Genomic DNA, 11,401 nt, shown 5'->3' with positions numbered 1-11,401 from the left:
AATCGGCTGCACGTGATTCTTTGAATCATGGCTGATTCTAGCGAGGGGAGCCATGGTTGAGCGCAATGTCGGTCAGATGAGCTTGGCGGATGGCCTGGTTCGGGCACCGCGAAGCAGCATCCTGGATGAGGTGGAGGCTGTTGTGGATTGGGCGCCGCTGCGCTCGCTGCTTGGCAAGCGGGGCGGCGATGGTGCCGGCAACAGCAGCTATCCGGCGGAAGTCTTGCTTCGCTGCTTGCTCGCCGGGATCTGGCACAATCTGTCTGATCCCGCGCTGGAAGCGGCCATTGCAGACCGGTTGTCGTTCCGCCGCTTTGTTGGTCTGAGCCTGCACGATCAGACCCCGGATCACACGACATTGTGGCGGTTTCGGCAGGAACTCGCCAAGGACGGTCTGATCGAGAAGATCTTCACTGAGATCAATCGGCAGTTGGAGGCCAAGAAGCTGATCCTCAAGCAGGGAACGCTGGTCGACGCCTCGTTAATCGCGGCACGAGCCACTCCGCCCCGCAAGGCACGCAAGGATGGCGAGGATACGCCACCCAAACCATCTGCGGATCGCGATGCTCGCTGGGGCCGGAAAGGCAAAAAGAGCGTGTTCGGCTATAAAATCCACACGGGCGTGGATGCAGGTCACACCCTCATTCGTCGCGTCCATGTGACGGACGCCTCAATCACCGATACCGAGCCAGCGGATCGTCTGTTCTGCGGCGATGAGGCCGCGGTCTATGGCGATCAGGCCTACTACACGCATGCCCGGCACGCGCGTCTTAAAGAAGCTGGCATCAAGGACCGCCTGATGCATCGGCCCAACAAGCATCATCCCGAACTGCCGCCGCGGCAGAAGCTGCGCAACAAACTAATCGCCAAGGTGCGCGCCGCCGTCGAGCGTCCGTACGCCGTGTTCAAGGAGCATTATGGTCTCCGGCGGATGCGCTTCTTCAACTTCGAGCGCAATCAGGTGCACATCGTGCTGGCCTGCTGCGCCTACAACCTACGGCGTGCGGCCGGCGCATTGGCCGCACAACGCCAGGAGTCCGTCTCCGCATGAAAAAACAGAGGACAACAGGGGATGAAATGAACAAAATGCCGCTCACTGTAGCGGGCTGACATCAAAAAAGCCCGCGACGCACCTCAAGCGCCCGCTCGCCCCTCTGTGCAAAGCCCTCACAAGGGGAGAGGGTGCACCGAGCTCGCGGCTCAGTTATTCGCGCTCGCGGAATCGTCCATCGCCTTGAAGGCTTCTTCCAGTTGCAGCGAGATCGGTACATTCATGCGCTCGCCGGTCGGCATGCGCGCGATGAACCATTTGTTGTAGAGCGGAACGAGATCGTGGTTGGAGCCGAGCTTGCGGAAGGTGCGGTCGACCACCGCCGTCAGCTGCGGCTCGCCCTTCCTGAACATGATGCCGTAGGGATCGTAGGACAGATAATCGCCGGTGACGCGGAACTTGTCCTGCGCCTTGTGGCGAACGATCAGGCCCGAGAGCAGGATGTCGTCGGTGGCAAACGCATCGGCCTTGCCGTCGGCGAGCATCTGGAACGATTGCTCGTGATCGGCGCCGACGACGATGTTCAGCCCCAGCGACGACTTCTTGTCGGCGGCCTGGATCGCCTGCTCGTTGGTGGTGCCCTTCGTCACCACGATGGTCTTGCCCTTCAGATCGGTCAGTGACTGGACATTTGATCCCTTCGGCACCATCAGCTTGGTGCCGGCGACGAACATCAGCGGCGAGAATGCGACGCGCTTGCCACGCTCCGCATTGGCCGTGGTCGAGCCGCATTCCAGATCGATCTTGTTCGCAATCACCGCATCGATGCGATCGTCGGATGTGACCTTGACGTAGTCGATCTTGAGATTGGGATCGTCGACCTCGACGCCGATCTCCTCGACGACAGCCTCACAGAGTTCAAGGCTGTAGCCGATCGGGCGGCCCGACTGGTCGAGGAAGGAGAACGGCGGCGAGCTCTCGCGGTAGCCGAGCCGCACGGTGTGAGCTTTCTTGATGGCTGATAGCGTCGGGCTAAGCCCGTCGCTGCCGCCGGTCTGGGCGGAGGCACCCGTTGCCAGCAGACACGCTGCCAGCAACAGGCCGCCCGAAATCGCCGTCAAAGGGCGCATATGCACTCCCGTCAATGGCCGGCCATCGCGGGCACTTCGCCCGGCACCATATCGCCCGGCACGGCGTCGCCCGGTTCCATCGCATGCTCGGGCCCGAGCTCGCCTTCCCACTTCGCCACGACCGAGGTCGCGAGCGTGTTGCCGATCACGTTGGTGGCGCTGCGGCCCATGTCGAGGAAGGTGTCGATGCCCATGATCATCAACAGACCCGCCTCGGGAATGTTGAACTGCGACAGCGTCGAGGCGATGACGACGAGGGAGGCGCGCGGCACGCCGGCGACACCCTTCGAGGTGATCATCAAGGTCGCGAGCATCGCAAGCTGCGTGCCGAGCGGCATGTCGATGTGGTAGCTCTGCGCGATGAAGATACTGGCGAAGGTGCAGTACATCATCGTGCCGTCGAGGTTGAAGGAATAACCAAGCGGCAGCACGAAGCTCGATATCCGCGACGAAGCGCCGAAGCGGTTGAGCCCCTCCAGCGTCTTCGGATAGGCCGCTTCCGAGCTCGCGGTGGAGAACGCGATCATCAGCGGCTCGCGGATCAGCCTGAGGAGATGGCTGTATCTCGGCCCGATCACGATGAAGCCGACGATGACCAGGATTCCCCAGAGCAGGAACAGTGAGAGGTAGAAGCCGCCCATGAACACGATGAGCTTCCAGAGCACCAGGAGGCCGTTCTTGGCGACCGTCGCCGTGATGGCGGCCCAGACCGCCAGCGGCGCGAACAGCATCACATAGCTTGTCACCTTGAGCATGATGTGGCCGAGATCATCGATCAGCGCCAGAATCGGTTTGGAGCGCTCGGGCATCGAGCCCATCGCCACCGAGAAGAACACGGCAAAGATCACGATCTGAAGAATCTCGTTCTGCGCCATCGCATCCGCGATCGAGGTCGGGATCAGATGGGTCAGGAATTTCTCGATCGAGAAGGCGGAGACCGGCAGGCCGGTCGACTGCGCCTTGTCCGGCAACGTGCCGGGGAAGTTAGCACCGGGCTGGAGCAGATTGACCATCACAAGGCCCAGCATCAGCGACACGAAGGACGCGCTGATAAACCAGCCCATGGTCTTGGCGAAGATGCGGCCGAGCTTGGAGCCCGAGCCCATATGGGCGATGCCGCCAACCAGGGTCGCAAACACCAGCGGCGCGATGATCATCTTGATCAGGCGCAGGAAGATCACGGCGACCAGGTTGATGGAGGAGGCCCAATCGCCTCGCGTATCCGGCATGAAGTTGTAGATCGCCGACCCCATGATGATGCCCAGCACCATCGCCACCAAGATATATTGCGTAAACCTGTTCGACATTAATGACCCCCACTACACCGACCGCTTCATGATGTCGCAGATATGACAACTACGCAACACGCTTGCGTGCGATTGGGTTGTCCGGATGTTCCCATTGTGAAACTTGACGCGGCAATCTAGCCTTCATGCAGCGCACAACGAATGCGGCTTGCACGTTTTCTTGGCTGCGGCTGCATCAATAATCGTCAAACAAGCGAAGGGGAAACGCCATGACCGGTAGCGTCAATCGCCAGATTCTTCTGGTGGAAAAGCCCAGCGGCAAGCTCGGTCCCGAGCATTTCAAGATGGTTGAAGGTGCAGTCCCGGAGCCGAAGGATGGCGAGGCTCTGCTGCGCGTGCGTTACATCTCGCTCGATGCCGCCAACCGCGCCTGGATGCACGGCGCAACCTATCGCTCCGCGGTCGAAGCGAACAGTGTGATGGCCGGCGGCGGCATCGCCGAGGTCGTGAGTTCGAAGGCGCCGGGATTTGCGCCCGGCGACATCGTGTTCGGTGACACCGGCTGGCAGCAATATGCCGCGGTGCCGGCAAAGCATCTGACCAAAATGCCGAAGCTCGAGCCGATGACGCACCTGCTCAGCGTGTTCGGCATCGCCGGCCTCACCGCCTATTTCGGCCTGCTGGAGATCGGCAAGCCCAAAGAGGGCGAGACCGTCGTGGTCTCGGCGGCCGCGGGCTCGGTCGGCTCGATCGTCGGACAGATCGCCAAGATCAAAGGCTGCCGCGTGGTCGGCATCGCCGGCGGCGCGGACAAGTGCAACTGGCTGACCTCCGAGCTCGGCTTCGACGCCGCCGTCGACTACAAGGACGGTGCGGTGTTCAAGGCGCTGCGCGCAGCCGCGCCAAAAGGCATCGACGTCTATTTCGACAATGTCGGCGGCGACATCCTGGAAGCCTGCCTGCCGCAGATGAACAATTACGGCCGCATCGCCTGCTGCGGCGCGATCTCGCAATATGACGGCACGCCGTCGGCGCACGGCCCGCGCGGCGTGCCCGGGCTCATCGTCGTGAAGCGGCTCGTCATGCAGGGCTTCATCGTGATGGACTACATGAAGGAGAGCCAGCGCGCGCTCGCCGATCTCCAGGCCTGGGTCAAATCCGGCAAGCTGAAGGTGCAGGAAGACATCATCGATGGCCTGGAGAACACGCCGAAGGCGCTGATCGGATTGCTTGCCGGCGAGAACCGCGGCAAGCGCATGGTCAAGCTGTGACGACGTAGTTACGTCGCAATTGCTTCGGCATTATCTACTTGCGGTAGTGGCCAAAGCGGCCAAAGATGCCGCGCGCGAGGCATCACTCGCGACGATTGCGCTTGCATCACATTTAAAAAACGTCGGGTTACCGACAGGGCAGGAATACACTCAGATGTTCAACACGTTGAAACATGTTTCGACGCGCAAGGCGTTGCTGGCGGCAACACTCTTCGCAACTGCAACAAGCGCATTCGCGCAAGCGCCAACCGAGGCTCAGAAGAGCGCCATCCGGTCCGCATGCCGCTCGGACTTCATCGCGCACTGCTCAAGCGTCACGCCCGGCGGCGTAGAGGCGTATCAATGTTTGCAGAAGAACATGTCCAGCCTGTCATCGGGATGCCAAACCGCAGTTCGCGCAGTCGAGCCCGCGGCAGCTCCGAAGACTGAAGCCGCGCCCGCCAAAACCGAACCGGCAAAGACCGAAGCTGCGCCCGCTGCCACGCCTGCGGCGAAGCCGGCCGCTGAAGCCGCTCCGAAGGCCGCCGCTCCAAAGAAGCCTAGCAGCGCACAGGTCTCCGCCATCAAGAGCGCCTGCCGCTCCGACTATCCAAAAGTCTGCGCCAGTGTGCCGCCGGGCGGAGCCCCCGCGCTCGAATGCCTGGAAAAGAACAAGGCCAATGTGTCGGCGGCCTGCGCCAAAGCCGTGAACGCGGCCTCCGGCGGCGGCGCGGCTACGACGGCCGCTCCTGCGGCCGGTACTGCACCGGCTGCCGCAGCAGCGCCTGCCGCAGCCCCCGCCGTGATCGTGCTGCGACCGTTGCGGCCGCGCGAAGAGCTGTTCATCGTCCGATCCGCCTGCGGCGCCGACATCCGCACGCTCTGCGCCGGCGTCCAGCCCGGTGGCGGCCGCATCGTGCAATGCATCGCCAGCAACGCCGCGTCGCTGTCGCCCGGGTGCAAGGACGTGCTGGCGCCGTTCGCCGCGCAGTAAGGCGCACGCAACTCGCGCGCCGTCGACATCCGGCGGCGCGCGTGAATGAATTTTCGCGCGCCTCTCGCGACTAATCTTTTGCCGCTATCCGATTTCAATCACGACAAGTCCGGGAGGACAACATGCGTTCATTGCTGCTCATCGCTTCCGCGCTCCTCGCCTTCGGGGCGACCATGACTTTTGAGGCTACCGACGCCAACGCGGTGGTGTGCGCCCGCGGCGTCTATCGCGCCGGCTGCGCCGGACCGAACGGGGCCGTCGTGGTCCGCAAGCCGGTTCCGGTGGTCCGCTGTACCAGGGTGCTGGTGAACGGGGTCTACGTGAAGCGCTGCGTCTGACGCCTGGGTGGTCAATCCCGCGCGCTTTGGCTATGATTCGCATCTGACGGTTTCGGACACACGCAAAACGCGTGTCCGAAAGCGAGCTTCGGCGCGCCGCGCCCAGCCGAGAATTCCGCTGGCGCCGGACGTCGGGGCACATTAGTCTACCCTTAGATAGTAAGTATACTGTCAATTAGGGAGGCGGACATTGCGGATCGCCGTGATCGGCGGGGGGCCCGGTGGGCTCTACTTCGCCTATCTCTGGAAGAAGCGTCACCCCGAGGATCAAGTCGACCTGTTCGAACAGAACCCGGCCGACGCGACCTGGGGTTTTGGCGTGGTGTTCTCCGACCAGGCACTGGAATTCCTGCGCGCCGACGACCCCGAGACGGTCGATGCGATCGCGCCGCATATGGAGAGCTGGGAGAACATCACGCTGAGCCTGCACGGCGACAACGTCGCCATCGACGGCGTCGGGTTCTCCTCGATCGGCCGGCTCGAGCTCTTGCAGTTCCTCCAGCAGCGCGCGCTTGACGCCGGCGTGACCCCGCGCTTCGACACGCCAATTCACACGATCGACCAGCTCAACGGCCACGATTTGATCGTCGCCGCGGACGGCTTGAACTCGCTGGTGCGCCGCGCCTACGAGGGCGATTTCGGCACCTCGCTGTCCTACTCCTCCAACAAATTCGTCTGGTACGGCACGTCAAAACGCTTCGACACGCTGTCGCAGACCTTCGTCAAGACCGACCGCGGCGCCTTCAACGCCCATCACTATCGCTATTCACCGAACATGAGCACCTTCCTGGTAGAATGCGACCATGCCACCTGGCAGGCCTATGGCTTCGCCTACAAAGACGTCGAGCAGTCCAAGGGCGTCTGCGAGGAGGTGTTTGCCGACACGCTCGGCGGCCACTGCCTGGTTTCCAACAAATCGGTGTGGCGTAATTTTCCGTGGGTCTGGAACGAGCATTGGTCGTTCAAGAACATGGTGCTGATTGGAGATGCCCTGCACTCGGCGCATTTCTCGATCGGCTCGGGCACGCGGCTCGCGATCGAGGACGCCATCGCGCTGGTCAAGGCGCTGGAATCGGATGCGCATCTGACGACCGCGCTGCATCGCTACCAGGCTGCGCGAAAGCCGGTGGTGCAGAAGCTCGTCAACGCCGCACGCACGAGCGCCTTTTGGTACGAGCACTTTGCCCAGCACATGCAGCTCGGCCTGATCGACTTTGCCTATAGCTACATCACCCGCTCAGGCCGCATCGACGATTCCCGGCTGCGGGCGATGGCGCCCGCCTTCATGGCGCGCTACGAGGCCGAGAAGAACGGCGGAGACGCGGACGGCGGGACTACGGCATGAGCAACGAGATTCGCGACCAGGTACCCGCCGACTGCGCGGGCGCCCACGAGATCGGCTTTGCCGTTCCGCAAATCTACAATGCCAGCCGCGTGCTGTTCGACAATCTCGCCAAGGGACATGGCGACAGGCTCGCACTCATCGGTCCGGCGGGCACGCGCAGCTATGCCGAGCTGTGCGCTGACGCCAGCCGCTGGGGCAATGGTTTTGCCGCGCTCGGCCTGAAGCGCGGCGACCGCGTGCTGCTGTTCCTCGACGACACCCCGGCCTATCCGGCCGCGTTCTTCGGCGCGGTGCGCGCCGGCTTCGTGCCGCTGCTGATCAATACGCTGACGCCGCCGGATCTCCTGCAATTCTATCTCGCGGATTCCGGCGCCAGTGTTGCGGTGGCCGAGTCGGAGTTTTGCGCGCGCTTCAATGCAGAGGCCTGCAAGGCGACCTGCCTGCGCACATTGATCGTCGTCAATGGCGAGGTGCGCGACCACGCCACACCGGAAGCGATCGCCGCAGCAGACTGGCTCCCGCAATTCCCGACTGAGCTCGCAGAAGCCGATACGCATCGCGACGAGATGGCGTTCTGGATGTACTCGTCCGGCTCGACCGGCCGGCCCAAGGGCATCGTGCATCTCCAGCACGATATGGCCTATAGCGATGCCGCTTTCGCCCAGAACGTGCTGAAACTCGCGCCGGACGACATCTGCTTCTCGGTGCCGAAGATCTTCTTCGCCTACGGCTTTGGCAATTCCGTCACCTTCCCGTTCTCGGCCGGCGCCGTGACGCTGCTGCTGCCGGGCCAGCCTAAGCCGGCAACGATCTTCGCAGCGATCGAACAGTACAAGCCGACGGTCTTCTTCGGCCTGCCGACGCTCTATACGTCCCTGACCAAGGCCGCAGGCGCGGACAAGACAAATTTCTCGTCGCTGCGCATGGCGCTGTCCGCCGCCGAAGTGCTCTCGGCCGACGTGTTCAACGGCTGGAAGACGCTCACGGGACTTGAGATTGTCGAAGGCCTCGGCTCGACTGAGGTGCTGCACATCTACCTCTCCAACCGCGAGGGGCAGAAGAAGCTCGGCGCGGCGGGCCTGCGCGTGCCTGGCTACGAGGTCGCGCTTCGCGACAAGGACGGCCGCGACGTCGGCGACGATGAGGAAGGCATCTTGTGGGTACGCGGTGATTCCAACACGCCGCTGTACTGGAACCGGCCGGACAAATCCGCCGAGACCATTCGTGAGGAGGGGTGGATTTACACCGGCGACCGCTTCGTCCGCGACAGCGACGGCTTCCACTTCTTCCGCGGCCGCGCCGACGATCTCATCAAGATCTCCGGCCAGTGGGTTTATCCGCTCGAGGTCGAGCTGTGCCTCGCCGATCACCCTGACATCCGCGAATGCGCCGTGTTTGCGGCGGAGCTACCGGACCGGCGCATGACGCTGAAGGCTGTGGTGGTGATGAACAGCCACGCGGCCGACCAGAGCGAGGCGACGCGAAAGCTCCAGGACTACGTGAAGGGCAAGCTGCTGCCGTACAAATATCCGCGCGAGGTGATCTTCATCGACGAACTGCCGAAGACGGGCACGGGGAAGATCGATCGGCAGGCGCTGTTGCGGATGTGAGGCTGTGACCGCGCCGCACATGCAGTGTCGTCCCGGCGAAGGCCGGGACCCATACGCCGAGGCCGTAATTGTGGCGTGAGGTGGTCATTGCCAATCCTCGCCAAATCAAGATTTGTGGTTATGGGTCCCGGCCTTCGCCGGGACGACGGTGGAGAATGAGGCGCGAGCGCAGCCTCCCACCCCCTCACCCCGCCTTCCCCAGATGCTCCAGCGCATCCTCCGCTCGCAACGGCACCCGTGACGCCTCGTTATTGAGATCGACGAGCTGCACCAAGAGCCCCATCAACGCTTTGCGGTCGGCGGGCTTCAGCGGCTCCAGCATGCGCGCCTGCGCACGCTCAACCGCCGGAATGATCTCGCGCAGAATCGCGGCGCCCGGCCTGGTCAGATAGAGCAGCTTGATCCGCTTGTCCTCGGGCGCAGGCCTGCGCTCGATATAGTCCTTGGCTTGAAGCCGCTCGATCACGCTGCCGAGCGTGGAGCGGTCAAAGGCGATCACCGCCGACAGCCGCGTCGCATCGATGCCGGGATGGGCGTGGATCGCGATCAGCGCCGCGTACTGCACCGGAGTTAAGTCGAACGCCTTGCACTCCTCCATGAAGATCGAGACGGCGATCTGCTGCATGCGTCGGAACAAATAGCCCGGCGCGGCGTAGACCGCGTCGATCGTGATCGGAACGGCAGGCTTACTCGGCATCGGGCTGCTTCTCCGGTGCAGCGTTGGCGAAGGCGGGCAACGCTTTCGCGGCGGCCTCAGCCTTGAGCAGGCGCGGATAGGCCGAGACATCGACGCCGAAGCGGCGCGCGTTGGCGAGCTGCGGCACCAGGCAGAGATCTGCGAGCGTCGGCGCATCGCCGAAGCAGAACGACCCCTTCTCGTCCCTGATCAGGGTCTCGCAGGCCGACAGCCCCTCGCGATTGACCCAGGCCGCCCATTCCTGGACCTTCTCCTCCGCGAGCCCGAGCTCGCGCAGCCGCGCCAGCACCTTCAAATTCTGGACGGGGTGAGTATCGCAGGCAATGGCGAGCGCGAAGGCGCGCACCTTGGCGCGTTGCAGCGGCTCTTTCGGCAGCAGCGGCGGGCTGGGATGGGTCTCATTGAGCCATTCGATGATGGCGACCGATTGGGTCAGCACCGCGCCCGCATCATCCTCCAGCGCCGGCACCAGGCCCTGCGGGTTGATGGCGAGGTAGGCCGGCGCGCATTGCTCGCCCTTGCGAAGGTGATGCGGCAAATGCTCGGCGCCGAGGCCCTTGAGGTTCAGCGCGATCCGCACGCGGTAGGCGGCGCTGGAGCGGAAATAGCCATGCAGCTTCATCGAGACCTCCCTTTCATTCTTGTTCGTCGCATTGACGGTACCTAGATCGTAAGTATACTGTCAATCAACAAAACGAACGGGAGCCGCACCATGGAAGCCGTGACCAAGACGCCGGAACGCGAGGCCTTCTACAAGAAGATCGACGGCGAAAATCTCACCGCGCTGTGGACGGTGATGAGCGATTTGATCACGCCGGAGCCGAGAAGCGCCTGCCGGCCGCACCTCTGGAAATTCGATGTCATCCGCAACTACATGACCGAGGCAGGTCGACTGATCACCGCGAAGGAGGCTGAGCGGCGGGTGCTGGTGCTGGAGAATCCCGGCCTGCGCGGACAATCCAAGATCACGACCTCGCTCTATGCCGGCGTGCAGATGGTGGTGCCCGGCGACGTCGCGCCCGCGCATCGGCACAGCCAGTCGGCGCTGCGCTTCGTGCTCGAAGGCAAGGGGGCCCACACGGCAGTGGACGGCGAGCGCACCGCGATGGAGCCCGGCGATTTCATCATCACGCCGTCGATGACCTGGCATGATCATTCCAACGAAACGAGTGAGCCGATGTTCTGGCTCGACGGCCTCGATATTCCACTGGTGCAGTTCTTCGACTGCTCCTTTGCGGAAGGATCGAAGGACGACCAGCAGAAGATCACGAGGCCGGCCGGCGACAGCTTTGCGCGCTACGGCCACAATCTGCTGCCGGTCGACGTCAAGCGATCATCAAAGACTTCACCGATCTTCAGCTATCCCTATGCCTACACCCGCGAGGCGCTGGAAAAGGCTCGCGCGAGCCAGGAGTGGGACGCCTGCCACGGCCTGAAGCTGAAGTTCAGCAACCCCGAGACCGGCGATTTCGCGATGCCGACCATCGGCACTTTCATCCAGCTGCTGCCCAAGGGTTTCAAGACCGCGCGCTATCGTTCGACCGACGCCACGGTGTTCTGTCCGATCGAAGGCCACGGCCGCAGCCGTATCGGCGAGGCGACCTTCGAATGGGGCCCACGCGATTTGTTCGTGGTGCCGAGCTGGCAATGGGTGACGCACGAGGCGGACGAGGATGCGGTGCTGTTCAGCTTCTCGGATCGGCCCGTGCAGCAGAAGCTGGACTTGTTCCGGGAAGATCGCGGGAACGCGTGACTTTCGTAGGGTGGGCAAAGGCGCCCTTGCGCCGTGCCCACCATGC

Annotated in this window: 11 protein-coding genes; 7 read left to right on the top strand and 4 right to left on the bottom strand. The window is 63.2% G+C overall.

The window, feature by feature from the left end; genetic code table 11:
* The first annotated feature begins 52 nt into the window (after window positions 1-52).
* On the top strand, window positions 53-1,051 hold the full coding sequence (locus UP06_RS09745; protein WP_044999899.1) for an IS5 family transposase: 999 nt from the start codon (window positions 53-55) through the stop codon (window positions 1,049-1,051).
* Window positions 1,052-1,200: 149 nt separating this feature from the next.
* Here the strand turns inward: UP06_RS09745 and UP06_RS09740 are convergent, their stop codons facing one another.
* On the bottom strand, window positions 1,201-2,121 hold the full coding sequence (locus UP06_RS09740) for an amino acid ABC transporter substrate-binding protein (RefSeq protein ID WP_045002336.1): 921 nt from the start codon (window positions 2,119-2,121) through the stop codon (window positions 1,201-1,203).
* An 11-nt stretch (window positions 2,122-2,132) separates the two neighbouring features.
* Window positions 2,133-3,428, bottom strand: a complete 1,296-nt coding sequence (locus UP06_RS09735; protein WP_045002335.1) for a dicarboxylate/amino acid:cation symporter — start codon at window positions 3,426-3,428, stop codon at window positions 2,133-2,135.
* Window positions 3,429-3,637: 209 nt separating this feature from the next.
* Here UP06_RS09735 and UP06_RS09730 point away from each other — a divergent pair, with 209 nt between their 5' ends.
* From UP06_RS09730 to UP06_RS09710, 5 genes are all read left to right on the top strand, one after another.
* Complete coding sequence (locus tag UP06_RS09730) at window positions 3,638-4,639, top strand: NADP-dependent oxidoreductase (protein ID WP_045002334.1); 1,002 nt, start codon at window positions 3,638-3,640, stop codon at window positions 4,637-4,639.
* Between the two features lie 154 nt (window positions 4,640-4,793).
* Entirely contained in the window at window positions 4,794-5,612 is an 819-nt protein-coding gene (locus UP06_RS09725) for a cysteine rich repeat-containing protein (protein WP_045002333.1), read from the top strand.
* A gap of 122 nt (window positions 5,613-5,734) precedes the next feature.
* On the top strand, window positions 5,735-5,950 hold the full coding sequence (locus UP06_RS09720; protein ID WP_045002332.1) for a hypothetical protein: 216 nt from the start codon (window positions 5,735-5,737) through the stop codon (window positions 5,948-5,950).
* Window positions 5,951-6,140: 190 nt separating this feature from the next.
* Window positions 6,141-7,295, top strand: coding sequence for an FAD-dependent monooxygenase (locus tag UP06_RS09715; protein ID WP_045002331.1), 1,155 nt, complete (start codon window positions 6,141-6,143; stop codon window positions 7,293-7,295).
* A complete protein-coding gene (locus tag UP06_RS09710) occupies window positions 7,292-8,905 on the top strand; it encodes a benzoate-CoA ligase family protein (RefSeq protein ID WP_045002330.1) in 1,614 nt (537 codons plus the stop codon). Before UP06_RS09715 ends, UP06_RS09710 begins: the two co-directional genes overlap by 4 nt.
* A gap of 184 nt (window positions 8,906-9,089) precedes the next feature.
* On the opposite strand, the gene UP06_RS09705 is transcribed toward UP06_RS09710, so the two are convergent.
* Complete coding sequence (locus UP06_RS09705) at window positions 9,090-9,602, bottom strand: MarR family winged helix-turn-helix transcriptional regulator (RefSeq protein ID WP_045002329.1); 513 nt, start codon at window positions 9,600-9,602, stop codon at window positions 9,090-9,092.
* Complete coding sequence (gene maiA / locus UP06_RS09700; protein WP_045002328.1) at window positions 9,592-10,224, bottom strand: maleylacetoacetate isomerase; 633 nt, start codon at window positions 10,222-10,224, stop codon at window positions 9,592-9,594. Before maiA ends, UP06_RS09705 begins: the two co-directional genes overlap by 11 nt.
* A gap of 90 nt (window positions 10,225-10,314) precedes the next feature.
* Between maiA and gtdA the strand changes: the two genes are divergently transcribed.
* Complete coding sequence (gene gtdA, locus UP06_RS09695; RefSeq protein ID WP_045002327.1) at window positions 10,315-11,355, top strand: gentisate 1,2-dioxygenase; 1,041 nt, start codon at window positions 10,315-10,317, stop codon at window positions 11,353-11,355.
* Window positions 11,356-11,401: the final 46 nt, after the last annotated feature.

Source organism: Bradyrhizobium sp. LTSP857 (assembly GCF_000938285.1).
GTDB lineage: Bacteria > Pseudomonadota > Alphaproteobacteria > Rhizobiales > Xanthobacteraceae > Bradyrhizobium.
This window is presented reverse-complemented; position numbering and strand designations above follow the sequence as displayed.

Excerpts from the sequence above, each read along its gene's own strand:
- UP06_RS09745 (WP_044999899.1), top strand. The coding sequence starts at position 53 with ATGGTTGAGCGCAATGTCGGTCAGATGAGCTTGGCGGATGGCCTGGTT.
- UP06_RS09740 (WP_045002336.1), bottom strand. The coding sequence starts at position 2,121 with ATGCGCCCTTTGACGGCGATTTCGGGCGGCCTGTTGCTGGCAGCGTGT.
- UP06_RS09735 (WP_045002335.1), bottom strand. The coding sequence starts at position 3,428 with ATGTCGAACAGGTTTACGCAATATATCTTGGTGGCGATGGTGCTGGGC.
- UP06_RS09730 (WP_045002334.1), top strand. The coding sequence starts at position 3,638 with ATGACCGGTAGCGTCAATCGCCAGATTCTTCTGGTGGAAAAGCCCAGC.
- UP06_RS09725 (WP_045002333.1), top strand. The coding sequence starts at position 4,794 with ATGTTCAACACGTTGAAACATGTTTCGACGCGCAAGGCGTTGCTGGCG.
- UP06_RS09720 (WP_045002332.1), top strand. The coding sequence starts at position 5,735 with ATGCGTTCATTGCTGCTCATCGCTTCCGCGCTCCTCGCCTTCGGGGCG.
- UP06_RS09710 (WP_045002330.1), top strand. The coding sequence starts at position 7,292 with ATGAGCAACGAGATTCGCGACCAGGTACCCGCCGACTGCGCGGGCGCC.
- UP06_RS09705 (WP_045002329.1), bottom strand. The coding sequence starts at position 9,602 with ATGCCGAGTAAGCCTGCCGTTCCGATCACGATCGACGCGGTCTACGCC.
- maiA (WP_045002328.1), bottom strand. The coding sequence starts at position 10,224 with ATGAAGCTGCATGGCTATTTCCGCTCCAGCGCCGCCTACCGCGTGCGG.
- gtdA (WP_045002327.1), top strand. The coding sequence starts at position 10,315 with ATGGAAGCCGTGACCAAGACGCCGGAACGCGAGGCCTTCTACAAGAAG.